The following is a 24,870-nucleotide window of genomic DNA, read 5'->3' as shown; positions in this document are numbered from 1 at the left end:
GCTTGTGATTGAGTGGTCACATGTCATTTCGCTGGTCAGCACAAGCAACCCGAACCACGTCCGCAGTAGCTTTGAGCGCCCTGCTCCTGGCCAGCGCCGCGAAGCATTTCCGCACGCCTAAGTTCTACTACCCGGTGGTCCCCGACTACTTGTGCCGCAAGGACGAGCCTGGAAGCCGCCCAAACGGTCCCCTTGCCGTGATGTCCCGCGAGGAATGGGTAGCCTCCTCGGGCCTGATCGAGGCCGCTGTTGCCATAGGACTCCTGGTCCCCGCCACGCGGCGGGCCGCGGCAGATGCCACCACGGCAATGTTCACTGCATTCCTTGCAGGGCATATTGACGCGCTTCGTCGCGCCTATGGCCCCAACGGAACGGCGGCCGAACGGCGTATCCACACTGTCCGCCTGCCCTTGCAGATTCCGCTGATCCTGTGGTCCTGGAGTCTTAGGAAATGAGCGGCAGTGCCGCTCCCATGAAGCTGGGGGAGTCACCTGCGTTCAAGGTGGCCGTGTCCTTGAGTATCGCCACAGGTCTTTACGGGGTGTCTTTTGGAGCCCTGTCCGTGGCATCCGGGTTCGACTTTTGGCAAACCATGGTGCTGAGCCTGTTGCTGTTCAGCGGTGGATCGCAGTTTGCCTTCATAGGTGTGGTGGCCGGTGGCGGTTCCGGGGTGGCGGCCATGACGGCCAGCGCCCTGTTGGGCCTGCGCAATGGCATCTACGGTATGCAGATCAACGCCATGCTCCGTCCGGGCGGCTGGAAACGTTACGTCTCCGCGCATGTCACCATCGACGAATCAACCGCGACGGCGTCCGGCCAGTCCGATCCCGATGAGCAACGACGCGGCTTTTGGACCGCCGGAATCGGTATATTCATTCTCTGGAATATCTTTACCGCCATCGGCGCGTTGGCCGGTGATGCCATGGGTGATCCCAAGCAGTGGGGTTTGGACGGAGCCGCTGTGGCAGCATTCTTGGCCTTGTTGTGGCCGCGGTTGAAAGGCCGGGAACCCTGGGCGATCGCTGCTGCGTGCGCCTTGGCAACCATCCTGGCCGTGCCCTTTGTCCCCTCGGGCGTCCCCATCCTGGTGGCAGCGGTAGTGGCCGGTGTTATCGGATGGTTCAGCCACGCACGCGTTGACGAAGGGCTGGAGCCGGACCTGGATCCTTACGCAGCAAGGCGACACCACGATCATGGGGACAGCAAATGAGCCTGTGGCTGTGGATCCTGATTGCCTGCGTACTGGCCTACCTCACCAAATTGGTGGGCTACTTCGTGCCGGCCAAGCTGTTGGAGAGCCCCCGCATCATGCATGTGGCCGGAACCATGACCATCGGACTGCTGGCGTCCCTGACAGTTGTCAATGCCGTTGCTTCCGGGCAGGGCCTCGTCCTTGACGCCCGTATCGGCGCCTTGGTGGCGGCCGCCGTCGCGCTGTGGCTTAGGGCACCGTTCCTGGTGGTGGTCATCTCGGGCGCTGCTGCAGCGGCGCTCCTCAGGTTGCTCGGGTGGGGTTAGAGTAGCGCTGCTGGGCGGAGGGATTGCTGGGGCCGCCGTTGCTGGCTAGCGGTACTGCTGGCCATCCGGCTGCTGGGCCGGCGGTTGCTGGCCACTGAACTGCTGGCCACTGAACTGCTGGGCGTTGAACGGCTGACCGTTGTACTGCTGGGCTGGCGGTTGCGCATATCCCTGCGCGTACCCCTGCGGAGCCGGCTGCGCGTACGGCTGCCCATGACCTTGTCCGTAGCCCTGGCCATAAGTCTGCGGGTAAGCCACGAACTGCCGTCCGGCTGCCGGTCCCAGGTACGGTGCCGAACCATAGGACAGCATGGGTACGAAGACCACGGGCAGCAGGACCAGCCCCACGGTATATCCGGCGTCCTTGCCGAATGACTTGGAGAGATCGTGCAGGGCCACGATGCCGAAGTAGATTCCGGCGAACGGGATGAGGGTCAACAGGAACCAGTACCAGGGTCGACCTGCGATTTCCATGAGCTTGATGCTGTTGTAGACCGGAACAAAAGCTGCCCAGGCTGGACGCCCTGCTTTGGTGAACATTCCCATGTAGAGCACGCCAACGATCGCGAAGACCACTGCGAAGTAAATGACCATGAGCAGCAGGACAAGGCCGGCTGCTGCGGCGGACTCGGAACCGCTGGATGAGTATGAGCTCAAGGGAATAACCATGCGTTCGAGCCTAGTGCCCTGACGAGGCTTCCGCGATGGGCAGGACTCACCATGCTGAGCCCGCCGTTGCTGTCAGGGAGCGTCTGTCAGAGTCACGCCGGGGATGCCGGACTGCTCCGGCAGCGGCCGGGACGGACGCTCACTCCGGATGGCATCTTCGATCAGGGCCACAGGACGCTTCCATGCAGCGGAGCCCGGCTCCATGGTGTCAACGGCACCGATCAACATGGCTACCAGCCGGACCATATCCTCAATGGTGATATCGCGCCGCAAGGAACCTTGGCCTTGTCCGCGCTCCAGCAGTGTGGCCATGGAGCCGATGATGCCACGGGTGATGCCGATCAGCAGGCCCCTGCGGCCTGCGACGGCGTCAAGGAGGTTGGCGTCTTCGCTGGCAACCTGCATCACGGCGTCGATGACGTTGATGAGTCCTTCTGCCGCATCCATGCCGTCCAGGGCGGCAGTGGCGACGGGGTCCACGTGCAGGCGCAGCTGGCGGGACAAGGCTGCGAGGACCAGCTGCTCTTTGTCCGAGAAGTTGCGGAACAGCGTTGCGGGGCCAACTCCGGCAGTGGCTGCAATGGTCTGCAAGGGCACTTCGGGTCCGTGTTCCCGGAAGCACTGCCGGGCGGCGGTGATGATTTTGTCCACATTGCGTGCGGCGTCTGCCCTGAGGGGCTTGCGTTCAGAGGGCTGTTCCATGCTTGTCAGGGTAGCAACGGAGCGTCGAAGGCCTCTTGTTACGCGGGAGTAGGCCGTTATATGACAAACCAGTACGTGAAACACTGGATTTTATGTTGCTTGCCTTCTCAGTCGCCCCTTCGGGCCAGCCCGCATCCGCCGCCAACGGCGGACCCACCCCCGACGCTTCGGTCCACGACGCCGTCGCTGCCGCCGTCAAGATCGTCCGCGAGTCTGGACTGCCCAACCAGACCGACTCCATGTTCACCACGATCGAAGGCGAATGGGACGAGGTGTTCGACGTCGTCAAGCGCGCCACCGAAGCGGTGGGCCGCTACGGCAGCCGTGTCTCACTGGTGATCAAGGCTGACATCCGGCCCGGGTACAGCGGCGAACTGACCGGCAAGGTGGAGCGGCTCGAAGAGGCGATCGCCGGTTCGGAAGAGGAAAACATCTAGTTCGCCGTGAACATCGCATGATGCCGTGTCAGGCGCCACGGCATCATGCGGGCACGTGTTTCAACTGGTTTTGATTGTTCCGCCGTCGATGACCAGGTCCGCGCCAATGATGCTGTTCGCAATTGGCGAGGCCAGAAACGTGATGAACGCCGCCACGTCTTCCGGTTCCGCAATGCGCCCGGAGGCAACGCCGAACGTCGCTGGCATTGCTTCGAGGAATTCTTCGTGGGTTGCCCCGTACATTTCGGCGACCCTTGCTCCGAAGCCATCGGAATCACGCCAAAGCCCAGTGCCCACGGGGCCAGGCGAGACTGTGTTCACCCGTACCCCCTGCGGTCCGAATTCTTCGCTGAGCCGTTTGCTGAATGCTGTCAGAGCGGCCTTGGCCTCGCTGTATCCGACCGGGCCGGTAGAAGGGATGCGCGCATTGATTGACGAGACGTTGACGATGACGCCTTGGTGTTCCACGATGCTTGGCAGGGCAGCGCGTGAGGTCCGTACCGCGCTGAGCAGGTTGAGGTCCAGCAATCTCTGCCACTGATCCTCGTCGGCATCGAGGAATCCGCCCAGCTTCAAGCTGTTGGCGTCCCCGGCGCCTACGTTGTTGACCAGGATGTCCACCCTGCCCTCTTTGGCCAAGGCCGTGTCGATCAACTCCTGGGCTCCGGTCCTCGTGGACAGGTCGACAGAGACGCCAAGGCTGCACACCTCCCGAAGTTCGGGGCTGATGGTGCGGGCCGCCCCGACTACCCGGACACCCTCCGATGCCAATGCCCGTGACGTAGCCAGCCCGATGCCACGACTCGCGCCAGTGACAACAGCAACTTTCCCGTTGAGTGAGTAATCCATGCACCTATCCTTTTCTGGAACAGTTGGTCAAAAATTAGCGTAAATTTCAGCAGATTTTGCTTTGCCGTGAGAACTAGAGGACCGCCAGGGCGGTGTCGATGACGCGATGGAGAGTTGGTGCGTCGTGCGTCATGGCCATCACTCGAAGGCCGGCCAGGGTTGTGGCCAGATGCTCGGCCAAGGCCTGCGCGTCTCGGTCGGGGGAAATGTCTCCCTTGAGCTGGCCGCTTTGGATTCGAGCAGCAAACCATCCGGTCGATTCGTCCTGCATCAGCCGGAGCTTGCCCGCCAGCGCCGGATCCTGCCCGGCGAGCTCTACTGCAGTGTTGCCGATCAGGCACCCGCGGGGATGGGCCTGCGCCAGGTCATTGTCAACGATCGTGCGAAGGGCCGCGCGAAGACACTCCTTGGTGGTTCCGGGGTGCTCCAGCAACTCCTGGGCCATGCGCATCATCTGGTCTTGGTACAGGGTGAGGCAACGGTCGAAGAGATCCCGCTTGCTCGTGAAAGCGTTGTAGAGGCTCCCCTTGGCAATGCCGGTGGCTTCGGCGAGTTTTGCGGGCGACGTTGCCGCATAGCCGTGGGTCCAAAACGCGTCCATGGCGTCGGAGATCACTTTTTCGTCGTCGAAGCTTCTTGGCCGGCCCATGTCCGCAGCCTAGGCCATTTTTGACCAGCGGGTCAAAAAGGGTTTCCTGCCGAAGCCGCCAGTGCAAGACTGGGGGCCATGATTGAACACGTGACAGAGCCTGGTTGGGTTGACGCCGAGCGTTACTTGACCGACGTCGTCGTGCGTCCTGAACCTGCACATCGGCGCGCCCTGACGTCCGCGGTAGAGGCCGGTATGCCGGCGATTGAAGTGGCACCCAACGCTGGCAAGCTGCTCAGGATGCTCGTGCAGGTCTCTGGAGCCAGGCGTGTGCTGGAGATTGGGACGTTGGCGGGTTTCAGCAGCATCTGGATGGCACAAGGACTGCCCGACGACGGTCGGATTGTCACGTGCGAATTCCTCCGCAAGCACGCCGATGTTGCGCGCGCCAACGTCGATGCTGCCGGGGTAGGGCACAAGGTGGACATCCGCGTGGGCGCCGCGCTGGACACGCTTCCCGCACTGGCCGGGCAGGAATCGTTCGACTTCGTCTTCATTGACGCTGACAAGGAGAATGACGCCAACTACCTCGACTGGGCCATCCGGCTGGGGCATCCCGGCACCGTGATTGTGGTGGATAACGTCATCTGGGACGGTGCCATCCTTGAACCCGGACGGGACGAGGTGAACGCGCCTGGAATCGTGAAGGTCTTGGAAATGATGGGCCAGGATCCACGCCTGGACGCCACTGCCATCCAGACCGTGGGCAGCAAGGGCTGGGATGGATTCGCGATCGCGAGGGTCAGGTAGCGCATGGATTTCACGCTTCGCCCAGCCACGGTGGACGACGCCGAGGCCATGGCGCTCATGCATGTCCAATCGTGGCGCGAAAGCTACGGGCACCTGCTGCCTCCCGAGTTCTTTGAAAAACAGGAAGCGGCGCTGCCCGACCGCATCCGGCGCTACCGGGACTACATCGCTGCGGGGCACACCCGGATGTTGGCCCACGACCCCGACGGTTTCCTGGTTGGCCTCGGCGCCGCGGGCCCGGGCAGGGATGAGGACAGCCCCTGTGGGACCGAACTGTTCATGCTCTACACCCTGGAGCGAATCCACGGCAGGGGAGTCGGGCAGTCACTGGTGGATGCCCTGATCGGCGATGGTCCGGCATACCTATGGGTTCTGGACGACAACCCCCGCGCCCAGGCCTTTTACCGGCGCAACGGATTTGTGCCGGACGGAAAGCGGCAGCTGTGTGACCCATCCTGGTACTCGCTGCCGGAGCATCGGATGGTCCGTCCCGGGCTGCAGCAAGTTCCCGCCCACTGAACTGTTCCCAGAGCCGACTCATCTGGATAGGGTGATCACGGGCGGTGTCGACGAGGTCCGCCCGGTCCGATTCCCGGGAGGAAGCATGTCTATTCCAGAGCAGGATCCAAGCCAGCAGGAAGGCCCCGCGGACGGTGGCGCGGACGGCGTCCCCGGTACCCATGACGGTGGTGCCGACGGCGGCGCTGATGGCGGTGCTGATGGCGGCGCTGAAGGCCCCGCGGACGGTGGCGCGGACGGCGTCCCTGGCACTCATGACGGTGGTGCCGACGGCGGTGCTGATGGTGGTGCCGAAGGCCCCGCAGACGGTGGCGCGGACGGCGTCCCTGGCACTCATGACGGTGGTGCCGACGGTGGTGCCGATGGTGGAGCTGACGGTGGTGCCGACGGCGGCGCCGGGCAGCAAGGCAGCTGAATTTGAGCGCTGCCAATACTGATTTCCAGGACCCCGGCGCGGTGAAAGGCGGCGGGGTCCTGGAAACACGTTTGATCGATATCGGCCGGGAGCAGTTCGCCAGTGATGTCTGGGGGCGGACGGCCTTGCTGACCAGGGGTGTCAGTGATTTCGCCGATGTGTTCTCAAGCAGCGCCGTTGACGAGCTGATTTCACGCCGCGGGCTCCGGACACCGTTCCTGCGTGTCGCCAAGGGAGGATCCACCCTTCCCGAGTCCTCCTTCACTTCGCAGGCGGGGGTGGGCGCCACCATTTCCGATCAACTTGACGACACCGCGTTGTGGCGCAAATTTGCTGACGGGGCCACTTTGGTCCTGCAGGCCCTCCACCGCACGTGGGACCCGGTGGCGACTTTCAGTTCGCGGCTAAGTACCGAGCTCGGCCATCCTGTGCAGGCCAACGCCTACATCACGCCGCCGCAGAACCGCGGTTTCGATGACCACTACGACGTCCATGACGTTTTCGTGCTGCAGATCGAGGGAACCAAGCGCTGGATCATCCATGAACCGGTCCATGAGGACCCGTTGCGCAGCCAACCCTGGACCGATCGCAGCGACGCAGTGGCCCAGGCCGCCAAGGATGAGGCGTACATAGACACAATCCTGGAACCCGGTGACGTCTTGTATCTGCCCCGAGGCTGGTTGCACGCCGCGCAGGCCCAAGGCAAAGTCTCCATCCATCTCACACTGGGAGTCCATAACTGGACCCGCCATGCCCTGGCCGAACACTTGGCGCAGGCCGCGCTCGCAGCGTTGGGTGAGGATCCCGCCATGCGCCGATCTTTGCCTTTGGGTGTGGGCGGGCCCGAAGAAGAGATCGCTGCTGTTCGCGAACGGTTCGCCGCTGCTGTCATGGAAGCGGACACCACGTCCCTTTTCCACCGCACCCGGAGGGGACAAGGACGCCCTGCCCCGCTTGGTCCGGTGGCCCAGCTCGCGGCCATCGAGCGCTTGGGGCCGGAGTCGGTGGTGCGGCTTCGGGAAGCACTGGAAGCACGGCTTGAGGACTCACGCCTCACTACCCGGGTGGGGTGGCTCGATTTCCATGATGACCACCTGTCATCGGTGCGGCGCCTGCTGGAGGGCGGGGACCACATTGCGGCTGATCTTGGCGTAGAACTCGTCGAAAGGCTGTTGCGCGCAGGCGTTCTCATCCCCGTTGAGCCGTGACGTCGCCGGTGGCCCCAACAGGACGTTTCTTCTGCGCCGAAAACGCCCGGATTCGCGGAGACTCAATGGCGGGCACGGCGTCGCCTTCCTTGGTGTGGGTCCTGGTGGAGTACCGGGGTGCGTGGCCGCCCAGCGGCTTCGAAGGCCTTGACCTCGATGCCGGAACCAAAGCCATGGTCCTCTCTGCGGCGCGGGCGGCGAATGCACGGGTCCTCCTGGTGCGGCGGCCCGGTCCCCGGCGCCGCCACGGAGTGGCCAGCTGGGCGGTCCTTCGCCATGAAAGTTCCGGCGCATATCGCCAGCATTGGGGAACGTGGGAGCGGGACGAGGACCTGGCGGAGATTGCTTCGGCCTTGGCCCTGCCCGGTGGGACGGGGTTGCCGCCGGCCATCCTGGTCTGCGCGCATGGCCAGCACGACCCTTGCTGCGCGGTGTGGGGGCGGCCGGTGGGGCTTGCCCTGAGTGAGCGCTGGCCTGAACTGGTGTGGGAATGCTCCCACGTTGGCGGTGACAGGTTCGCGGCCAATGCGGTGGTCGCCCCTGACGGCGTGTATTACGGAGGACTCGACGCCGGGACTTCCGTCACCACCATAGAGGAGCATCTTTCCGGCCGTATCCATGCCCGGTATTTACGCGGCTACACGGATCTCCTGCCGCCGCAGCAGGCAGCAGTCGCGGCCGCACTGGGAGAGTTCGGGCCCGCCGGCAGGCATGATTACGTGGTCACGCAGGCCTTGCGTGAGGGCGATCAGTGGCTCATCCACATCGATGGCCGGCCGCCCCATCCGGCACGTATCGAGGTGGAACTGCGCGCACTGCGCACACCGCAGCGCCAGTTGACGTGCCGGGCAGCGGTGGAGGGCTCGGTGGTGATCTACCAGCCAACCTCCATCCGGAGTGCGTGAGGCACCTTGCCGCGGTAGGGAGCACTTAGGGAGCTTGGCGGGATTCGGGGTCGTCGGACGGATCCATATCAAGTGGTGGATCCAGGAGGCCCGGAGGTTTGGGCACCCGCGCCAGCATGAGGCAAACGACGGTCAGCCACGCTACCGCCACCGTCAGCACCTCCGCCCACACTGTTTCTCCGAGACCCATGTAGAGATCATAGGACCCAATCCCATCAAATCATAAGTACCCTTAGTGTTGAGGCGAAGTTAGGGGAAATGTGTCGCTCCACTAGGCTTGACGCATGACTCGGATGGGGCGGAAGTAGTGGCGAAACGCGGTAAAAGGTCGACGGCGGGAGTCGTCGAGGTGCCTTCCGGCGCCCGCCCTGACGGTCCAGTGGCGGGGGTCTACTATATCGATACCGGCGACTGCGAACTCATCCCGGACCAGGACAACTCCAACGGCTGGCTGCTGAAGATCAATGGCGTCATGAGCTCGCACATCGACCTCGCAGATCCCCTGTTCCTGGACTTTGAATACATGCGCTGGATTGCCGCCTTAGTGGAATCGCGGTGGCCGCGCGAGCAGAAACCGAAGCTGCGCGCACTGCACCTTGGTGGGGGAGCGTGCTCCATAGCCCGCTACTTCCACGCCGCCTACCCCGAAGCGCGGCAGGTCGTGGTGGAGCTCGATGGCAAGCTGGCCGATTACGTACGCGGGTGGTTCGACCTCCCCAAAGCACCGTTGTTAAGGCTCCGTGTGGGCGAAGCCCGCCAAGTCACTGAATCCCTCACTCCGGATACCAGGGACCTCATCATCCGCGATGTCTTTGCCGGCGCCTTCACGCCCCGTGCACTGACCACCCGTGAGTTCACGGCGCATGCCGATGCTGTCCTGGCAGCCGACGGACTGTACGTGGTCAATTCAGGGGATGCGCCTGACCTCAAGAATGCCCGGGCCGATGCTGCCACCATCGCGGACACGTTTGAGCACACCATGATCATCGCCGACCCCGCCATGCTCAAGGGGCGACGCTACGGCAACATGATCATGGCCGGCAGCCATGCGCCTTTCGGCGACGACCCCACATTGGCCCGCCGGCTCCTGGGAGGCGGAGTTCCGGCGCACATCTGGGACGACGCCAAAGTGCGCGCATTCGCCAAAGGAACCCCCGTGCGGCACGACCCCCAGGGGTGAGCTACTGCACTACAAAAACTCCACGTCAATTCCGGCTCAGTGAGCTGTTCCAGGCATCCCACAACGTGGCGTACCTGCCTCCGGTGGCCAGCAACTGCTGATGCGGGCCGGACTCGATGATCATCCCGTGGTCCATCACCACGACGGTGTCCGCGGAGGCAGCCTGGGACAAACGGTGCGCGATCACCACTGACGTCCGGCCCGCCAACGCAGCCTCTGCAGCCCGGTCCAGCAAGACTGCCGAGCCGGTTCCCGCTTCAGCAGTGGCTTCGTCGAGGACTGCGATGGGCGGATCCTTGAGCATGAGCCGGGCCAGGGCCAGTTGCTGCGCCTGCTCGGGCGTGAGCTGATGGCCGCCGGCGCCTACGGAAGTCTCCAGTCCGTCGTCGAGCGCTTCAACCCAAGTGGCCCCGACAGCCTTCAGGGCATGGGAAAGTTCCTCGTTGGAAGCGTCCTCTTTGGCGAGCCTGAGGTCCTCGGCCAGCGTGCCGGAGAAGACATGCACCTCCTGGCTGACCATGGCGATCCGCGAATGCAGGTCTTCCGTTGCCGAGCGGACGGAATCGAGCCCACCCACCCGGACCGTCCCTGTCTCGGGGTGTTCCAGGCCCATGATGATCTTGGCCAAGGTGGTTTTACCGGCGCCTGAGGTCCCCACGATCGCAACGCGCTCGCCAGGGCGGACCGTCAGCGAGACTTCCTGGAGCGCGGGCCGCTGGCCGGGATAGGCGAAGGTGACGTTCTCCACCATGATCCCGGAGTCAGCTGCTGCGGAGGGCACTGGCGTGGTGGGTGATCCTGCACTCATGGTCAGCCCGAACATGCGGCCCAATCCGGCGGCAGCCTTCTGGAGCTCGTCGAACTGGCCCAGGACCAGCCCGATCGGATCGAACAGCCGGTAGAAGTACAAGGCCGCCGCCGTGGCTGCTCCAATGGTCACGGCACCTTCGGCGTGAAGCCAGAATCCCACCGCCAACACCGCGGACAATCCAATCAGTTCGGCAAGGTTGAGGCGGTTGTAGAACCTGGTCAGGAAACCCACGCCGTACAGCGAATGGCCGATGTTCTCGTGTGAGGCTGCTGCCACCAATCCGGCATGGTGGGGGCCCAGGCCCAAGGCCAGGACGGACGGTGAACCGTGGACGGTTTCGATGATCTGCTCGGTCCGGTTGGCCTCGGTGATCCGCACGGTGCGGTAAATAGGCGCGGTCCGCTTGAGGAACCAGCGCAGGGTGAAGATTTGCAGCGGCGCAACAATGAGAACGGCCACGGCAAAGCGCCAGTCGATGACGCCCAAGCCCAGCAAGGTCACTCCGATGGTGAAGGCCGCGCTGGTGAACGCCGGCAGCACCCCCGAGATTGCTTCGCTGACGGCTTCCACGTCGCCGGATACCCGGGCCACGACGTCGCCGATCCCCGCCTTTTCCAACTGTGCCAGTGGTTTGCGGATGGCGGCCGCAAACACTTCCTCGCGCAGGCCGGCGAGGGCTTCCTCACAGATCCGGGCGAGCAGGTTCTGGCCCAGAATGCCCAGCAACGCACCCAGGCCGCCAGCTACCAAAAGCCCGATGGCCAGCCACAGCAGGGACATGACGTCTCCGCCGGATGCTGCGATATTGACCATCACCCCCAGGATTGCCGGGGCGGCCAAACCACAGCAGGACGCCGCCAGCAACACCAGGATGGTCAGGGCGAGCCTGCCGGGCCGTTGCGCCAGCAGGCGCCACATGGCCTTCCGGGTCTCGCGCGGGCTGGCAATTGGGAGGATCCCGGCACTCATGAGCCCACCACCTCGCGGTAGCCGGCCGATGCCGCGAGCAACTCCCGGTGGGTTCCTGTTTCCGGTGGCCCATCGGCGCGGCCCACCACCACGCGGTGGCACACGGCCAGCAGCGTGGGGCTCGTGGTGACCAACACCAGGGCTTTGTCCGGGAAATTTCGGAGACCCTCGGCAATGACGGCTTCGGTGGCGGTATCGACGGCGGTGGTGGGGTCGTGCAGGACCAGCACCGGTTGCCGCTGGTGCAGGGAGCGCCCCAGCACCAGCCGCTGCCGCTGCCCGCCGGACAGGCTTTGGCCATGTCCGGAAAGAACGGTTTCGGTGCCTTCCGGAAGTTGCGAAACAAAGTCCCCGACGGCGGCCGCCGCCATGGCCCGTTCCTGCAGTTGGGTGCCGGCTGCTGCGACGTTGTGGCGGACGCTGCCCCGGAAAAGTACGCCCTCGTGGCTGTCGGCAAAGACTTTGGCACGGACGTCCAGGGGGTCCAGGTCCGCGGCATCGCGGCCCTGGATGGACACGACGCCGCGGGGAGCCGGCGTTCGGAAGCCGAGTGTGTCCACCAAGCGCCGGGCCTGGGAACTGTCGGGAAGAACGACACCCACGATTTCACCGGGAGAGGCAGTGAACGGCGGGAATCCGTTGTTTTCCGGGGTGTCGAAGAGTTCAAGGAGCGGGACTGGCTGTCCGGGGGAGGTGGGCTGGGCCGCGGACCCGGCGGACGTCGTCGTGCTGGAACTGGTGGCGGGTACCGCGTCCGGTTCCTCGAGCAGGACTGCGATGCGTGCCGCGGAGGCCCGTTTGCGGGCGAGTTCAACGCTGAGGAATCCCAGCCAGGTCATGGGTCCCTGAACAAACTGGGCCACACCAACAACGGCTACCAGTTGGCCCACCGTGATGCTTCCCTGGAGCGCGAACCAGGCCGCGAAGAACGCGATGCCCGCCAGGAACGCTGCCGACAGGGCCGTGCTTGCACCTGTGTAGGCGGATTTTGCACGGATTGCTTTCAAGGCGGACGCCAGCGACGTCCGGCTCGCATTGCGGTAGCGGGCCAAGGCGGCATCTTCCGCGCCCAGGCCTTTGAGTGGGCGGGAGCCGGTGATGAAATCCGTGGCCAGCGCGCCGGCACGGGCTGCCGTGGACTGCTCCACGTCGCTGCGGATTTCCAAGGGCTTGGTCAGCCGGTGCATCACCAGGAGCACGATCGGGGTGGCCACCAGGACGGCAAGGCCCAGCGGGACGGAAATGAGCAGGAGGGTGACGGCGGAGGTCACCACACCGGCCACTGCAGCAAGGGCGCCGCTGATCAGCCAGGCCAGTCCGGCCACCCTGTCGGCGTCCGAAGAGGCAATCGCCACGATTTCGCCGGGGGCGCGCCGGGCAGCCATTCCACGGGGATGCAGGGTCCGCTCCACCACCAACTGGCGGAGGTCGTGCGAGCCGTAATTGAAGGCACGTTCCGTGGCCAGGGTGCCGAAGCGCCAGGAGAGTGCAAGTACCACGAACACCGCGGCCAAGGCGCCCAGCCATCCCAGGAGGGCTCCGGCGTCGTTGGGTTCAATCGCGTTGTCCACCGCGGCGCCAATGGTTGCCGGCACCAGAGCCTCGCTGACCTGGTGAAGGGCGAGTCCGGCGCAACCAGCCACCAAGAGCTTCCAACGGCCGTTGGCGAACAACGTGAACCTGAAGAGGCGGGACGCTTTCCAGGGTGCTTGTTTGTTGCGCCCGGGCGGGCAGGGCGGAATGGCGGAACGGGAGGGCATGCTTACCATAGTAAGGCTCACCTAACTTCAAGAAGGCCAGATGACCCGCCAAGCTATATCGCAATCCGGACAGGCCGTGCCACGGGCGACACCGGAGGTGGAAGTCCACGTCAGGGGCATCTCGACCCAGTATTTCGAGTGCGCGACGCCGGCTACCTGGACTGACCACGTCCACGCTACCCACGAACTGCTGTGGGGTGCCCGCGGAGTCCTGACTGTGGAGGCCGACGGCGGGTTCTTCGCCGTTCCGGCAACACTGGGGCTGTGGATTCCGGCCGGTGTGGTCCATGCCGTGAAATCCACGCAAGGCACAGGGTTCTACTGTTCCAACATTGATGGCCAGGTGATGCCGCACTTGGCGGAGAGGACCGTGGCGGTGACGGTGCCCGCCGCCGCGCAGGAGTTGCTGCGCCACATGAGTGCTTACGACATGGAGGATTCCCTTCGTGCCGGTTCCGAGCAGGTGGTGGTGGGACTCCTGGACGTGGTGGACGCCCGGCCGATGTTGCTGCCGATGCCCATTGATCCGCGGCTGGAACTTATTGCCCGGGCGCTCCTGGATGATCCGGCCTTGGATCGTTCGCTGGAGGAGTGGAGTGCGGAAGTTGCCATCAGCGTGCGCAACCTTTCCCGTTTGTTCCACAAGGAAACCGGAATGACGTTTGCCCAATGGCGGATCCATGCCAGGGTACGGGTCGCCTTGGGTTTGCTCGCTGCCGGCTACCCCGTTTCCTCGGTCAGCAGGCGCGTGGGTTACAACAACCCGAGTGCCTTCGTGCAGGTGTTCAGGAAGGTCATGGGGCACACTCCGGGGTGGTATGTGTCATCGCTTAAGGCCGGAAACCACCACTCTTTGGCCGGTACCGAATAGAATCCACCGGTTTCTCAGACCATGCCGTTGTTAGGGTAGGTATACCTAACTTCGGCAGCCGCTGCGAGAGTCCATCACACGGGCCGCGGCAGCCATCGGGAGCTCTCCGTCTCCCCTGAGAATCAAGAGGACCGCAGTGATTTCACGCTCTAAAACCATGTCTGCCGCCGTCGTGGCCCTGGCATCAGCAGCCCTTCTCCTCAGCGGCTGCGCTACAACAGATGCCAGCGCAAGCGGGAATGCTCCCCTCCGCAGCCATGGGCGCCTTCCTGCTGGTGGCCAGCGACATCGTGGCGCAGAACCTGTTCGCGCCCATCCAACTGCCTGTGGGAGTGGTGACCGTCAGCATCGGCGCCTGCTACCTCGTCTGGCTCCTTGCCCGCGAGGTGAAGCGGCAATGAATTCCGAGGAGATTGTCATGACTGATGTGTTGGATAGCGCTGCTGTGGTTGGCCCGCTGCCGGGGTCGGCGCTGCCGGGTTCAGCGGTGCCGGGGTCGGGGCGCCTCAGCGCCCACAACGTGAGCCTCGGATATGCAGGCCGTACGGTGTCTTCCGCCCTTGACGTGAGCATTCCCGATGGAGGGTTCACCGTCATTGTGGGGCCGAATGCCTGCGGAAAGTCGACGTTGTTGAGGGCGCTGTCCCGGCTTCTTGAGCCCAGCACCGGTTCCGTGTTGTTGGATGGGACAAGCATTTCCTCCTATGGGGCAAAGGAAGTCGCGCGTCGTCTGGGGCTCTTGCCGCAGACCTCCATTGCCCCCGACGGAATCACCGTAGCTGACCTGGTAGCGCGCGGACGCTACCCCCACCAGAAGCTGTTGCGGCAGTGGTCCGAAACGGATGAAGCCGCTGTGGTGGCGGCCTTGGAGGCCACAAACGTGACTTCGCTGTCCGGCCGTTTGGTGGACGAGCTCTCCGGCGGGCAGCGGCAAAGGGTGTGGGTGGCCATGGTACTGGCCCAGCAAACCCCGCTGCTCCTGCTGGATGAGCCCACTACGTTCCTGGACATCGCACACCAGATTGAGTTGCTGGAACTCTTCCGGCGGCTCAACAACCATGGCACCACGCTGGTTGCCGTGCTCCACGATCTCAACCATGCCTGCCGTTATGCCACGCACCTGATCGCCATGAAGGACGGTGCCGTGATTGCCGAGGGACGGCCCGTCGACGTGATCACAGCCGAGCTGGTGGAGCATGTCTTCGGCCTGCCGTGCATGGTGATCGATGACCCCGTGAGCCACACGCCGCTGGTGATCCCGCTGGGCTCCTGAGTACCGCCACCCCGGACCCACCCCCGCCCTGTCTGCGCACCTCGGCGCGCTACTGCGCCCCCAGCAGCTCTTCCCGCCGCTGCTCCGTCTCCTCCCGCAAGGCCTGCACGACGGCGGCTACCGCGGGGCGGCGCATGGAGTCCGGGCGGAGGACCATCCAGTAGGGGAGAAGCTCGGCGAAGTCGGACGGGAGCAGGCGCACCAAATCCGGGTGCCGGTCAGCCATGAAGCACGGAAGGAATCCCACGCCTGCCCCGGCCCGGGTGGCTTCCACATGCACAAACACGTTGGTTGAACTCAGTCCGTCACGCATGGTGGGAACCAGCCGGCGGGGAGCGTCCAGGTCATCCACTTGCAGCATCGAGTCAACAAAATAGACCAGCTGGTGCTGCGTCAGTTCCTCGACGCTCTCCGGCGTGCCCTTGTCTGCCAGGTAAGCGCGGGACGCGTACATGCCCAGCCGGTACTCTCCGAGCCTGATGGCTTCGGCGCGGTGAACCTGCGGCGTCCCCACCACCACTTCGATATCCAGGCCGGAACGTTGCTGCAACGCCCTGCGTGTCACCGTCACGATCTCCACGCTCAGCCCTGGGTGCTCCCTCCGCAAGCGCGCCACGGCGGGCGCCGCGACGTAGGCGCTGAAGCCATCGGTCGCGGTCATGCGTACGACGCCGGTAATGGGGTCGGGTGCGGTGTCGCTCGGTCCCAGCGAGCCCACGGCCGCTTCGATCCGCTCAGCAACCAGTGCGGCTTCGGCGCCCAGTTCCGTCACTTCCCACCCACCGGCAGCCCGCGCAAGGACCCTGCCGCCCAGCGCTTTCTCCAGCGCCGCTATCCTGCGCGAAACCGTGGTGTGGTTCAATCCCAAGGCCTGGGCCGCCGTCGTAAATTTTCCTGAACGTGAGACGGCAAGGAAGATGAGGAGGTCGTCGGGGTTCGGGTCCATATCTGCAATTCTGCACACCTAAGGTGCCTGATTGGTCATTGAGGCATAACGAATCTGCAGCAATACTCAGTGAAGCTATTCGTGTTGTGGATCACAACACGGTCAAAAGGGTCAAAGAGGACACTGAGGAGATGGATATGAGCGTAGAGCAGCGCTCCGCGTCAAAGGCCGGGAAAGGCGCCGGCCAAGGCTCCGGCCTGAAGAAGATCGTCGCGGCCTCGATGGTGGGCACGGTGGTGGAGTGGTACGAGTTCTTCCTCTACGCCACGGCCGCCACGCTGGTTTTCGGCAAGTACTTCTTCCCGAGCACCGGCAACGAACTGGATGGCATCATCCAGGCTTTCATCACCTATGCGGTGGGCTTCGTAGCCCGTCCGCTCGGTGGCATTGTCTTCGGCCAGATAGGCGACAAACTGGGCCGCAAACCCACTCTCCAGCTGACAATCGTGATCGTGGGCGTTTCCACCTTCCTGATGGGCTGCCTCCCCGGTTTCGTGGACATCGGCTACTGGGCCCCGGCCATGCTCGTGGCGCTGCGCTTCATCCAGGGCTTCGCCCTCGGCGGCGAATGGGGCGGCGCCGTGCTGCTCGTGGCTGAGCACAGCCCCAACAAGTCCCGCGGCTTCTGGTCCTCATGGCCCCAGGCAGCAGTGCCGGTCGGTAACCTCCTGGCCACCCTGGTCCTGTTCGTCATGTCCACCACGCTCAGCAGCGAGGCCTTCCTCGGCTGGGGCTGGCGCGTAGCGTTCTGGCTCTCCGCAGTGATCGTGTTCGTGGGCTACTACATCCGTACCCACGTCACCGAAGCCCCCATCTTCCTCGAAGCCAAGGCACAGGTGGAAGAGTCCAAGGCAATCAGCTACGGCGTGGGCGAAGTCATCCGCAAGTACCCCAAGGGCATCCTCCAGGCCATGGGGCTCCGTTTCGCGGAGAACATCATGTACTACCTCGTAGTGAGCTTCGCGATCGTCTACCTCAAGAGCGTCCACAAGTACGACACCTCCTCGCTCCTGCTGGCACTCCTGATCGCCCACGTCATCCACTTCCTGGTCATCCCGCAAATCGGACGCCTGGTGGATTCATGGGGACGCAAACCCGTCTACCTCATCGGCGCGATCACCGGGGCAACGTGGCCGTTCTTCGCCTTCCCCATGTTCGACACCAAGAACGCCGTGGTCATCGTCCTGGCCGTCACCATCGGTCTCTGCCTCCACGCGTTCATGTACGCAGGACAGCCGGCCATCATGTCCGAGCTCTTCCCCACCCGCATGCGCTACTCGGGTGTCTCGCTCGGCTCGCAGGTCACCTCGATCTTCGCCGGTTCACTGGCTCCGCTGCTGGCAACCCAGTGGCTCAAGGACACCGGATCCTGGGTTCCCACAGCCATTTACCTCGTGGTCGCCTGCGCGATTACCGTCGTCGCAGTCGTTTCGTTGAAGGAGACCAAGGGCATCGCCCTGCAGGACGTGGACCAAGCCGACGCGATCCGCCACGGCCTGACAACCGCTACCTCGAAAGGCTGATCCGATGGAGAACTCCTTGAACGGACGCAAAGCACTGGTGACCGGCGGGGCGAGCGGGATCGGGGCAGCCTGTGCCCGTGCGCTCGCCGCCCGGGGGGCGAAAGTTGTAGTGGCCGACGTCGATGCCTCCGGAGCTGCGGCCCTCGCCGATGAGCTGGGCGGCACAGCCTGGACGGTGGATCTGCTGGACGTGGACTCCCTGGCTGCGCTGAGCCTGGACTGCGACATCCTGGTCAACAACGCCGGTATCCAAAAAGTTGCCCCGATCGAGGAGTTCGAGCCTGCGGAGTTCCGGCGGATCCTGGCCCTGATGCTGGAGGCCCCGTTCCTCCTCATCAGGGCCGCGCTCCCGCACATGTACGCCAACGGATTCGGCAGGATCATCAACATTTCCTCCGTCCACGGGCTCCGGGCCTCCGCTTACAAGAGCGCCTACGTCTCCGCCAAACACGGGCTCGAAGGGCTCAGCAAAGTCACCGCCCTGGAAGGCGGCGAGCGGGGCGTGACGTCCAACTGCATCAACCCGGGCTACGTCCGCACCCCGCTTGTCGAGAAGCAGATCGCGGATCAGGCCCGGCTCCACGGCATCCCCGAGGCCGAAGTCCTGGCCAAGGTGATGCTGACGGAGTCCGCGGTGAAACGGCTGGTGGAGGTGGAGGAAGTTGCGTCGCTGGCAGCCTGGATGGCCTCCGACGACGCCGGTATGGTCACCGGCGCGAGCTACACCATGGACGGCGGGTGGTCGGCCCGGTAGCTCCTTTGCGGCGCGCAAGTCCCTTCCCGCCGTAGGTGGCGCTGGGCGAACGGCTGGAAGCTTAGAGTGTGGCATGGCTAAAGTGATGTCTTTGCGGGGACGGCGTGCCGGGGCTACAGCGATAAACCTCGCGGCGGTGGCTGCCTTCACGGTGATGCTTGTTATCACGGGAAAGCCGCTGCACTGGGCAGTCACCTTCGCTGTTGTTGGGGTCTTTAGTTCTTACGCGGTCCTGTATCTCGACGCATTCGTTACACGGCTGCGCTTCAAACGGCTGCTGCGAAGCGGGCGTTTGGAGTGTTGGATCCGCTGCCACGAGCCACAGGAAAGCGGCCGCCGGACGGGCTGGGAGCGCGGACTGGTGTCGTTTCGCACTCCAGCGGTGGACTTTGTCAGAACGGGCCCCGCCAGACCGTCGCAAGAAAGGCTCTTCACTTTCCTCATCAGTGGGAGGGCGGAGCCCAATCTCTGGGACCCTCATCCCAACGATGCGAGCTTGCTTGGCCGGGGTGTTCGCTCGATCCAGCTGGACACAACCTTGGGCGTGATAGACGTGGCCGGCTTTCCCGAGGCCATGGAGGAGGTACGAGGACTGCTGTTCAATTTTGAGCCTGCGAGGTGACAGCTGGCCCCAATGCTCGTCGTGAACATTGGCGTTGTTGGCCTTTTTGTTTTCCTGCCCTTCCCGGGCGTTTTGAAGGTTGTCCACATAGACAACATGGGGTCTGATGTTCGGCCCGAGTCGCTGGAAGAGTGGCTTCATGGGCGGAAATCGGGGATCGCAGCAGGCGCCAGTGGCTTCGCCACCGGAAGCTTCTTCCGTTGTCCTGACTCCCTCGGCTACCGCGGCTACCGGGTCGGCGGTACCTGGCGCGGCCGTACGAGGACCGGGCATTCAGGGGCTCATCTTTGATCTGAGGAGGCTTCCGATCAACGCCGATAGCTCGGGGCTTATTGATGAGATGCGCGAACTTGAGGAACTGACGTCTGCAATTTCGGCTCGGCAGGCCCGGGTTGCGGTGGCGTTTGATCTTACGCAGCGGGCCGAGCAGGCCCAGTCCGGGGTTCCCGCAGCAGAACGCGGCATGGGCGTTGCTGCGCAGGTGGCGTTGGCACGGCGGGAATCACCAAACAAAGGGTCCAGGCTCTTAGGGTTTGCCAAAGCGCTGGTCACGGAGATGCCCCGGACCATGGCAGCGCTGGATTCGGGCCAGTTGAACGAATGGCGGGCAACGCTGCTAGTGAAGGAAACAGCCTGCCTGTCCGTTGAAGACCGGGCTGCTGTGGACGAGGAACTCGCCCCTGACTCCGGGACCTTTGAAGGAGTCGGGGACAAAACCATCATCGCTGCCGCCAAGGCCGCCGCGTATCGCCGTGACCCGCGCTCGGTGGCGCAACGAGCCAGCCATGCAGCCACGGAACGGACGGTCAGCCTCCGTCCTGCGCCGGACACCATGACGTACCTCACCGCCCTGCTCCCGGTCGCCCAAGGCGTGGCTGTCTATGCCGCGCTGACCCGGACGGCTGACTCCCTTCGCTCCAGCGGAGACCCGCGAACCCGCGGCCAGGCCATGGCAGACACCCTAACTGAACGCATTACCGGTACACCGGGTGGTGTCTCAGGTATCAACCTCAACCTCGTCATGACCGATCGCACGCTCTTCCAAGGGGATCCCGAGCCGGCCCGACTCGAAGGCTACGGAATCGTACCCGCGGAATGGGCAAGGGCGCTTCTTGCTGAGGAACCATCCGGGTCCGAGGACCAGCATCATCGCAGCGAATTCACGGTGTTGCTCCGCCGCCTCTACACCGCTCCCGGCAGCGGCGAACTCTTGACGATGGACTCCAGAGCTCGATTCTTCCCGCAACGGTTGCGGCGCTTCATCAACATCCGGGACAACACATGCCGTACCCCTTACTGCGACGCGCCCATCCGGCACATCGACCACATCATTCCATGGCATTCGGAAGGCGGCACAAACCTCCAAAACGGAGCCGGTCTTTGCGAAGCCTGCAACCAAACCAAGGAAAACCCGGGCTGGAACGCCGCTAGCATGCCCGGTGAGGTGCACACACTTCAGGTCCGCACTCCCACCGGGCATAGCTACCAATCCAAAGCACCACCGTTGCCGGGGCACAAGTCCTCACGCCTCAGAAGCTGAGGCTGGAGCGCCTTCAACGATATGAGGCCTTCAACAAATTAGCTTGCCTTCACCACGGGGATGGCGGCCGTTTCGTCCACCAGTTCTGCCCGGCGAAGGCCACCCCCGCGGACCCACAGTTTGTAGGCCACGAACAGGAGAACCAGCCAGGTGCCACCTACGTACAAGGCAATGCGCGTGTCTTCGAAGACGCCGAGGATCACGATCACCATTGCCATGAACGCCATGGTCAGGATTGAGGCGATGGGCCACAAAGGCGACCCGAATTCCGACGCCGGCAGCCCCTTGCGCTTGATCTCCCGTTTCATGGCAACGTGCGACGCCAGGATCATCACCCAGACCCACACCGTGGCAAAAGTAGCGATCGAGGCGATGAGCACGAATACGTCCTCCGGGATGATGGCGTTCAGCACGACGCCCACCAGCAGGATGCCGCCCATCATCAGCACGGTCATCCAGGGAACTCCGTGCCGGGAGATCTTGCTGAAGCTCTTGGGCGCATGACCCTGCTGTGCCAGGCCGAACAGGATGCGTCCGGCCCCGAAGATGTCGCTGTTGATCGCCGACAAAGCAGCCGTGATCACCACGGCGTTGAGGATGTGGGGCGCGGCAGGGATGCCCAAACCGTCGAAGATCTGCACGAACGGGCTGCCGCTGCTTCCGATCTCGTTCCAAGGGAAGATGCTCATCAGCACGCCGAGGGTCAGCACGTAGAAGAGCAGCACACGGACGGGCACGGTGTTAACTGCCTGCGGAATGACCTTCTTGGGGTTGGTGGCTTCGCCGGCCGTAATGCCGATGGTTTCAATCCCGCCAAAGGCAAACATCACTACGGCGAAAGCGGCCAGGAGCCCCTCAAAACCGTTCGGGAAGAAACCGCCGTGGTTCACGAGGTTCCCCAGCCCCGGTGCCACGCCGCCGCCGTCGCCCGTTTGGAAACCGAACACGACAATCGCCGCACCGCCGACGATCATGGCGATGATCGCCACCACCTTGATCAGCGAGAACCAGAATTCCAGCTCTCCGAAGACCTTCACGCTGAGCAGGTTCATGGCGCCAAGGAACAGGATGATCGCGAGCACCCAGATCCATCTGTCCACTTGGGGGAACCAGAAGCCCATATAGATGCTGAATGCGGTGACGTCGGCAATAGCCACAATCGCCATCTCGAACACGTAGGTCCACCCGGTCACGAAGCCGGCGAACGGTCCCAGGTACTTGGACGCGTACTGGCCGAAGGAGCCGGACACGGGGTGTCGGACAGCCATTTCGCCGAGGGCGCGCATCACCATGAACACGGCTGCGCCGCCGATGATGTAGGCCAGCAGGACAGCCGGGCCGGCTTTCTGGATGGCGGAGGCAGAGCCGTAGAAGAGGCCCGTACCAATTGCGGATCCGAGGGCCATGAAGCGGATGTGGCGGACGTTCAGGCCTCGGCTGAGCGCCGTACCCGCGGCCTGGAGGACAGAGTTCTCCGCGGCCAGCTTGGTTTGTTGCATAGTAAAACCTTCTCGTCTTTGGGAGGGGATCGCTATCCAGCAGATCACTTTTGGGCCCCTTGTGATCGGACTCACGGACGTTTGGTGTCTTTGATCGCAGACAGTGCGTTTTGTGAGCGGGCGCTGCCTTGCAGGATGGTGGTCAAAGTCATAGTCCGGGGTCGGATATGATGACCGCGGACAGCTCATCAAACCGGTCAGGCATCCCTCGCTTCCAGCGTCGCCCCCCTTGAATTTAGTGCTGCCATCGCATCCTTCTGGGGGACCTTTGATTTCTGTACTTCGTCACACCCGACGCCGTTGGGCCGCTGCCGCCGTGGCTCTTGTGGCCGGGGCATCCTTGCTCTTTGCCGCCCCTGCGCAGGCCTACGAGATTCCGGCCTTTGAGGTCCCGACCCAGTCCCAGGCTCCCTCGGCGTATGTGCAGCGGGCTGCTGACGCCGCTGGCGTGGTTCAGTTGTGGAAGACGGCCGGCCCCGCAACACGCGCTGCCGCCGATGTCGCCTTGGCTGGAGGCCCGCAGGCCGTCCAGGCATTCGTCGACGGCGGACAGGACGCTCCGCTGGCAGCGGACCGCAAGCAGTTGGTCACCGAGCTGACGCAGCGGGGGAGTGAGCATGTGCGCTCGAAAGCGAAGGAGATTCTGGCCTCCAACAACCCCGCGTTGATCGATGCATTCCTCGTCTCCGGCTGGGAGAGCACGTGGAGGGTGGACCTCAAAACAGTTGCCTACTACTTCACCGAGTACAGCAATGGCCTGGTTCAGCGCGAGGCTCAGAAGAGCCTTGACGAAGGCCAGCAAGCAGTCGAAGAGTTCGTCCTGGGCGGCTGGATGGTCAAGGCCCAGGTGTCGGACCGGCAGGCGGCGTACGCACTGATCGCCTCGCCCAATCCCGCGGTTTCATCCGGAGCCAAGACCGCACTCGCCACCGCAGAGCCCGCCGCCGATGCCGCGAAGGTTGCCGACTACCTCCGCTACGGCCAGTTCGTCGCAGGCGACCACCACACTGAATCGGCTGCCGTTGCTTCGCTGCTCCAGCAGGTCAAAGCTGACATCAAGGCCAACCCGGCGGGAACCGCAGACGTCGCTGCCCGGGCGAAGACCGCCGTCGAGCAAGCGCGGAACACCGCAACCGCTGCCCGCACAGCAGACTCGGCCCGTTTGGTTGCCGACAGGGACCTCCTGAGCGCCCATGCTGTTCCGCGCGGCGCCCTCGACAACGTGACACTGGTTTCAGAGAAGCCTGCCAAGGAAGCGTTTGCCGCTGCAGCCAAGGAGCTGCCGGGACTTTTGGCAGTCCTCGCTGCGGCCAATGCTGATCCTGACGCCCTTATCAAGGAAGCCCGTCAAGCGACGCTGGATCTCGCGCTGGTGGGCACACCTGAGGTGAAAAAGGCTGCCGAAAAGGCCCTGTTGGCGGGCGACCCGGCGATCAAGAGTTTTATAGCCAAGGGCCACGACGAGGCCATTGAGAGGGATTCAAGCGGAGTATCGGCTTTCGGTGCGGACCGTCAGCGTGTTTATCAGCTTCTGAGCCTCGGCGGCAGCCACGTCAACAAGGCCGCTGACCTTGCCCTGGGCTCCGCCAGCCACGCAGATGTCCGTTACTTCCTGGAGTACGGGTTTGCTACCGCGCAGGATCTGGACAACCGCATCCTTGCCTACGCATCCTTGGACAAGGCCGGGCCGGAACTTCGGGCGGCCGCCACAGTGGCCCTAGAAGGCAGTCGCGCGGATCTCCGGGCATTCGCCGCCAGCGGCCAGTTTGCTGCCGCCAAGCGCGACGAAGCCACCGCAGCACATGTGGCGTCGGTTGACGCCATGCTTACCGAGCTCACAGGACTTGCGGACAAGGCAGCGCTCGACGCCGGTATAGCAGCCGACGCTGCGAGGGCCGCGGAAGCAGCACGCCAGGCAGAGGCTGCAGCGGCGGCCGAGCAGGCTCGCGGTAAACTCCCGCTGAACGTGCCGAGGGGTAATTCGTCCGAACTCTCCGCAGCAGCTCCCACGGTGGTGCCGTGGCCGCAGGCGCTGGTTCCCGCCGTCGCGCTTGACGTTACAGGTGAGGCGCCCGATGGTGAGCCCGTTGCTGCTGAGCGCCCGGAGGCAACGGATGCCAGTGTCCCGCCGGCGGCTACGTGGCCCAGCGAATCGGCCACGGCGGAGTCGTTGTCGCAAGAGGCAGCCGCGCCCCTGGCCGCATCATCCACTGGGCTGGGAGCTTGGACCATCGCCTTGATCGTGGCGCTGGTCTTGGCGGCTGCGGGAGCAATTACCTTCCTGCTGCGCCGTAAGGTTCCGGTTCCTGCCACAGCGCCGGCGTCCGCCAGCACTACCTCGCCCAAGGCCACGCCCAAGCCGTAGGCTTCGCCGAGCCTGAGGCACCGCCCGCCCCGGGCACCGCCCGCCGCGGGCACCGCCCGCCCCGGGCACCTCGCAGTGTTCTGGCATCCCAGACACAATGCTGATCATGCGGCTTGGATGCGAGACCCGGCAGGGT

Annotated in this window: 27 protein-coding genes; 18 read left to right on the top strand and 9 right to left on the bottom strand. The window is 64.1% G+C overall.

Annotated elements, in window-relative coordinates; all coding sequences use genetic code 11:
• The first annotated feature begins 20 nt into the window (after positions 1 to 20).
• The 3 genes from AC6JA3_RS19735 to AC6JA3_RS19725 are packed head-to-tail and all read left to right on the top strand — an operon-like array spanning position 21 to position 1,518.
• Positions 21 to 455, top strand: a complete 435-nt coding sequence (locus AC6JA3_RS19735) for a DoxX-related protein (RefSeq protein WP_026547445.1) — start codon at positions 21 to 23, stop codon at positions 453 to 455.
• Entirely contained in the window at positions 452 to 1,210 is a 759-nt protein-coding gene (locus AC6JA3_RS19730) for an AzlC family ABC transporter permease (RefSeq protein WP_347782057.1), read from the top strand. Before AC6JA3_RS19735 ends, AC6JA3_RS19730 begins: the two co-directional genes overlap by 4 nt.
• Positions 1,207 to 1,518 (top strand): AzlD domain-containing protein, encoded by a 312-nt coding sequence (locus AC6JA3_RS19725; RefSeq protein ID WP_026542098.1) that lies wholly within the window; start codon positions 1,207 to 1,209, stop codon positions 1,516 to 1,518. The genes AC6JA3_RS19730 and AC6JA3_RS19725 overlap by 4 nt, the downstream gene beginning before the upstream one ends.
• Positions 1,519 to 1,563: 45 nt before the next feature.
• Here AC6JA3_RS19725 and AC6JA3_RS19720 read toward each other — a convergent pair whose 3' ends face one another.
• Entirely contained in the window at positions 1,564 to 2,187 is a 624-nt protein-coding gene (locus AC6JA3_RS19720; RefSeq protein ID WP_347782056.1) for a DUF5684 domain-containing protein, read from the bottom strand.
• A 72-nt stretch (positions 2,188 to 2,259) separates the two neighbouring features.
• Positions 2,260 to 2,889 (bottom strand): TetR/AcrR family transcriptional regulator, encoded by a 630-nt coding sequence (locus tag AC6JA3_RS19715; RefSeq protein WP_347782055.1) that lies wholly within the window; start codon positions 2,887 to 2,889, stop codon positions 2,260 to 2,262.
• Between the two features lie 92 nt (positions 2,890 to 2,981).
• Between AC6JA3_RS19715 and AC6JA3_RS19710 the strand changes: the two genes are divergently transcribed.
• Positions 2,982 to 3,326: a thiamine-binding protein gene (locus tag AC6JA3_RS19710; RefSeq protein WP_026542096.1), complete on the top strand. Its 345-nt coding sequence runs from the start codon at positions 2,982 to 2,984 to the stop codon at positions 3,324 to 3,326.
• Positions 3,327 to 3,386: 60 nt separating this feature from the next.
• Here AC6JA3_RS19710 and AC6JA3_RS19705 read toward each other — a convergent pair whose 3' ends face one another.
• Both AC6JA3_RS19705 and AC6JA3_RS19700 read right to left on the bottom strand, forming a co-directional pair.
• On the bottom strand, positions 3,387 to 4,175 hold the full coding sequence (locus AC6JA3_RS19705; RefSeq protein WP_347782054.1) for an oxidoreductase: 789 nt from the start codon (positions 4,173 to 4,175) through the stop codon (positions 3,387 to 3,389).
• A gap of 73 nt (positions 4,176 to 4,248) precedes the next feature.
• Complete coding sequence (locus tag AC6JA3_RS19700; RefSeq protein WP_026542094.1) at positions 4,249 to 4,824, bottom strand: TetR/AcrR family transcriptional regulator; 576 nt, start codon at positions 4,822 to 4,824, stop codon at positions 4,249 to 4,251.
• Between the two features lie 78 nt (positions 4,825 to 4,902).
• Between AC6JA3_RS19700 and AC6JA3_RS19695 the strand changes: the two genes are divergently transcribed.
• The 5 genes from AC6JA3_RS19695 (at position 4,903) to AC6JA3_RS19675 (ending at position 8,621) form a co-directional block, all read left to right on the top strand.
• Entirely contained in the window at positions 4,903 to 5,574 is a 672-nt protein-coding gene (locus AC6JA3_RS19695) for an O-methyltransferase (protein ID WP_347782053.1), read from the top strand.
• Positions 5,575 to 5,577: 3 nt separating this feature from the next.
• A complete protein-coding gene (locus AC6JA3_RS19690; RefSeq protein ID WP_026542092.1) occupies positions 5,578 to 6,093 on the top strand; it encodes a GNAT family N-acetyltransferase in 516 nt (171 codons plus the stop codon).
• An 85-nt stretch (positions 6,094 to 6,178) separates the two neighbouring features.
• The gene (locus AC6JA3_RS19685; protein WP_347782052.1) at positions 6,179 to 6,508 is read left to right on the top strand and encodes a BatC protein; all 330 of its coding nucleotides are present in this window, start codon (positions 6,179 to 6,181) and stop codon (positions 6,506 to 6,508) included.
• 2 nt (positions 6,509 to 6,510) lie between these two features.
• Positions 6,511 to 7,716 (top strand): cupin domain-containing protein, encoded by a 1,206-nt coding sequence (locus AC6JA3_RS19680; protein WP_431768449.1) that lies wholly within the window; start codon positions 6,511 to 6,513, stop codon positions 7,714 to 7,716.
• A gap of 65 nt (positions 7,717 to 7,781) precedes the next feature.
• Complete coding sequence (locus AC6JA3_RS19675; RefSeq protein ID WP_347782051.1) at positions 7,782 to 8,621, top strand: sucrase ferredoxin; 840 nt, start codon at positions 7,782 to 7,784, stop codon at positions 8,619 to 8,621.
• Positions 8,622 to 8,646: 25 nt separating this feature from the next.
• On the opposite strand, the gene AC6JA3_RS19670 is transcribed toward AC6JA3_RS19675, so the two are convergent.
• Complete coding sequence (locus tag AC6JA3_RS19670; protein ID WP_167332887.1) at positions 8,647 to 8,811, bottom strand: hypothetical protein; 165 nt, start codon at positions 8,809 to 8,811, stop codon at positions 8,647 to 8,649.
• 117 nt (positions 8,812 to 8,928) lie between these two features.
• On the opposite strand from AC6JA3_RS19670, the gene AC6JA3_RS19665 reads away from it, so the two are divergent.
• Positions 8,929 to 9,801 carry a spermidine synthase gene (locus AC6JA3_RS19665; protein ID WP_347782050.1) on the top strand — a complete coding sequence of 291 codons (873 nt, stop codon included), beginning with the start codon at positions 8,929 to 8,931 and terminating at the stop codon, positions 9,799 to 9,801.
• Between the two features lie 25 nt (positions 9,802 to 9,826).
• Here the strand turns inward: AC6JA3_RS19665 and AC6JA3_RS19660 are convergent, their stop codons facing one another.
• Entirely contained in the window at positions 9,827 to 11,581 is a 1,755-nt protein-coding gene (locus AC6JA3_RS19660) for an ABC transporter ATP-binding protein (RefSeq protein WP_347782049.1), read from the bottom strand.
• A complete protein-coding gene (locus AC6JA3_RS19655; protein WP_431768448.1) occupies positions 11,578 to 13,350 on the bottom strand; it encodes an ABC transporter ATP-binding protein in 1,773 nt (590 codons plus the stop codon). Before AC6JA3_RS19655 ends, AC6JA3_RS19660 begins: the two co-directional genes overlap by 4 nt.
• 31 nt (positions 13,351 to 13,381) lie before the next feature.
• On the opposite strand from AC6JA3_RS19655, the gene AC6JA3_RS19650 reads away from it, so the two are divergent.
• The 3 genes from AC6JA3_RS19650 to AC6JA3_RS19640 all read left to right on the top strand — a co-directional run bounded on the left by AC6JA3_RS19650 (position 13,382) and on the right by AC6JA3_RS19640 (position 15,485).
• The gene (locus AC6JA3_RS19650; protein ID WP_347782047.1) at positions 13,382 to 14,212 is read left to right on the top strand and encodes an AraC family transcriptional regulator; all 831 of its coding nucleotides are present in this window, start codon (positions 13,382 to 13,384) and stop codon (positions 14,210 to 14,212) included.
• 221 nt (positions 14,213 to 14,433) lie between these two features.
• Positions 14,434 to 14,613, top strand: a complete 180-nt coding sequence (locus tag AC6JA3_RS19645; protein WP_347782046.1) for an iron chelate uptake ABC transporter family permease subunit — start codon at positions 14,434 to 14,436, stop codon at positions 14,611 to 14,613.
• 17 nt (positions 14,614 to 14,630) lie between these two features.
• Positions 14,631 to 15,485, top strand: a complete 855-nt coding sequence (locus AC6JA3_RS19640; protein WP_347782045.1) for an ABC transporter ATP-binding protein — start codon at positions 14,631 to 14,633, stop codon at positions 15,483 to 15,485.
• 49 nt (positions 15,486 to 15,534) lie between these two features.
• Here the strand turns inward: AC6JA3_RS19640 and AC6JA3_RS19635 are convergent, their stop codons facing one another.
• Positions 15,535 to 16,431 carry a LysR family transcriptional regulator gene (locus tag AC6JA3_RS19635; protein ID WP_347782044.1) on the bottom strand — a complete coding sequence of 299 codons (897 nt, stop codon included), beginning with the start codon at positions 16,429 to 16,431 and terminating at the stop codon, positions 15,535 to 15,537.
• Positions 16,432 to 16,568: 137 nt separating this feature from the next.
• Between AC6JA3_RS19635 and AC6JA3_RS19630 the strand changes: the two genes are divergently transcribed.
• The 4 genes from AC6JA3_RS19630 (at position 16,569) to AC6JA3_RS19615 (ending at position 20,870) form a co-directional block, all read left to right on the top strand.
• The gene (locus tag AC6JA3_RS19630) at positions 16,569 to 17,954 is read left to right on the top strand and encodes an MFS transporter (protein WP_026542079.1); all 1,386 of its coding nucleotides are present in this window, start codon (positions 16,569 to 16,571) and stop codon (positions 17,952 to 17,954) included.
• A 4-nt stretch (positions 17,955 to 17,958) separates the two neighbouring features.
• Entirely contained in the window at positions 17,959 to 18,708 is a 750-nt protein-coding gene (locus tag AC6JA3_RS19625; protein WP_347782042.1) for a 3-hydroxybutyrate dehydrogenase, read from the top strand.
• 73 nt (positions 18,709 to 18,781) lie between these two features.
• Positions 18,782 to 19,330 carry a hypothetical protein gene (locus AC6JA3_RS19620; RefSeq protein WP_347782041.1) on the top strand — a complete coding sequence of 183 codons (549 nt, stop codon included), beginning with the start codon at positions 18,782 to 18,784 and terminating at the stop codon, positions 19,328 to 19,330.
• 106 nt (positions 19,331 to 19,436) lie between these two features.
• A complete protein-coding gene (locus AC6JA3_RS19615) occupies positions 19,437 to 20,870 on the top strand; it encodes an HNH endonuclease (RefSeq protein ID WP_347782040.1) in 1,434 nt (477 codons plus the stop codon).
• A 38-nt stretch (positions 20,871 to 20,908) separates the two neighbouring features.
• On the opposite strand, the gene AC6JA3_RS19610 is transcribed toward AC6JA3_RS19615, so the two are convergent.
• The gene (locus AC6JA3_RS19610; protein WP_347782039.1) at positions 20,909 to 22,369 is read right to left on the bottom strand and encodes an amino acid permease; all 1,461 of its coding nucleotides are present in this window, start codon (positions 22,367 to 22,369) and stop codon (positions 20,909 to 20,911) included.
• Between the two features lie 268 nt (positions 22,370 to 22,637).
• Here AC6JA3_RS19610 and AC6JA3_RS19605 point away from each other — a divergent pair, with 268 nt between their 5' ends.
• Entirely contained in the window at positions 22,638 to 24,734 is a 2,097-nt protein-coding gene (locus AC6JA3_RS19605; RefSeq protein ID WP_347782037.1) for an ALF repeat-containing protein, read from the top strand.
• Positions 24,735 to 24,870 lie beyond the last annotated feature (136 nt).

It is taken from the genome of Arthrobacter sp. TmtSoilC79 (assembly GCF_059739405.1).
Note: the sequence above shows the minus strand (reverse complement) of the source record. Positions and strands in the feature narration are given on the sequence as shown.

Coding starts and splice junctions, on each gene's coding strand:
- AC6JA3_RS19695 (WP_347782053.1), top strand. CDS start 4,903: ATGATTGAACACGTGACAGAGCCTGGTTGGGTTGACGCCGAGCGTTAC.
- AC6JA3_RS19655 (WP_431768448.1), bottom strand. CDS start 13,350: ATGGTAAGCATGCCCTCCCGTTCCGCCATTCCGCCCTGCCCGCCCGGG.
- AC6JA3_RS19675 (WP_347782051.1), top strand. CDS start 7,782: ATGGCGGGCACGGCGTCGCCTTCCTTGGTGTGGGTCCTGGTGGAGTAC.
- AC6JA3_RS19620 (WP_347782041.1), top strand. CDS start 18,782: ATGGCTAAAGTGATGTCTTTGCGGGGACGGCGTGCCGGGGCTACAGCG.
- AC6JA3_RS19700 (WP_026542094.1), bottom strand. CDS start 4,824: ATGGGCCGGCCAAGAAGCTTCGACGACGAAAAAGTGATCTCCGACGCC.
- AC6JA3_RS19735 (WP_026547445.1), top strand. CDS start 21: ATGTCATTTCGCTGGTCAGCACAAGCAACCCGAACCACGTCCGCAGTA.
- AC6JA3_RS19690 (WP_026542092.1), top strand. CDS start 5,578: ATGGATTTCACGCTTCGCCCAGCCACGGTGGACGACGCCGAGGCCATG.
- AC6JA3_RS19720 (WP_347782056.1), bottom strand. CDS start 2,187: ATGGTTATTCCCTTGAGCTCATACTCATCCAGCGGTTCCGAGTCCGCC.
- AC6JA3_RS19640 (WP_347782045.1), top strand. CDS start 14,631: ATGACTGATGTGTTGGATAGCGCTGCTGTGGTTGGCCCGCTGCCGGGG.
- AC6JA3_RS19630 (WP_026542079.1), top strand. CDS start 16,569: ATGAGCGTAGAGCAGCGCTCCGCGTCAAAGGCCGGGAAAGGCGCCGGC.
- AC6JA3_RS19705 (WP_347782054.1), bottom strand. CDS start 4,175: ATGGATTACTCACTCAACGGGAAAGTTGCTGTTGTCACTGGCGCGAGT.
- AC6JA3_RS19650 (WP_347782047.1), top strand. CDS start 13,382: ATGACCCGCCAAGCTATATCGCAATCCGGACAGGCCGTGCCACGGGCG.
- AC6JA3_RS19645 (WP_347782046.1), top strand. CDS start 14,434: ATGCCAGCGCAAGCGGGAATGCTCCCCTCCGCAGCCATGGGCGCCTTC.
- AC6JA3_RS19615 (WP_347782040.1), top strand. CDS start 19,437: ATGTTCGGCCCGAGTCGCTGGAAGAGTGGCTTCATGGGCGGAAATCGG.
- AC6JA3_RS19670 (WP_167332887.1), bottom strand. CDS start 8,811: ATGGGTCTCGGAGAAACAGTGTGGGCGGAGGTGCTGACGGTGGCGGTA.
- AC6JA3_RS19625 (WP_347782042.1), top strand. CDS start 17,959: ATGGAGAACTCCTTGAACGGACGCAAAGCACTGGTGACCGGCGGGGCG.
- AC6JA3_RS19730 (WP_347782057.1), top strand. CDS start 452: ATGAGCGGCAGTGCCGCTCCCATGAAGCTGGGGGAGTCACCTGCGTTC.
- AC6JA3_RS19635 (WP_347782044.1), bottom strand. CDS start 16,431: ATGGACCCGAACCCCGACGACCTCCTCATCTTCCTTGCCGTCTCACGT.
- AC6JA3_RS19610 (WP_347782039.1), bottom strand. CDS start 22,369: ATGCAACAAACCAAGCTGGCCGCGGAGAACTCTGTCCTCCAGGCCGCG.
- AC6JA3_RS19660 (WP_347782049.1), bottom strand. CDS start 11,581: ATGAGTGCCGGGATCCTCCCAATTGCCAGCCCGCGCGAGACCCGGAAG.
- AC6JA3_RS19710 (WP_026542096.1), top strand. CDS start 2,982: ATGTTGCTTGCCTTCTCAGTCGCCCCTTCGGGCCAGCCCGCATCCGCC.
- AC6JA3_RS19715 (WP_347782055.1), bottom strand. CDS start 2,889: ATGGAACAGCCCTCTGAACGCAAGCCCCTCAGGGCAGACGCCGCACGC.
- AC6JA3_RS19725 (WP_026542098.1), top strand. CDS start 1,207: ATGAGCCTGTGGCTGTGGATCCTGATTGCCTGCGTACTGGCCTACCTC.
- AC6JA3_RS19685 (WP_347782052.1), top strand. CDS start 6,179: ATGTCTATTCCAGAGCAGGATCCAAGCCAGCAGGAAGGCCCCGCGGAC.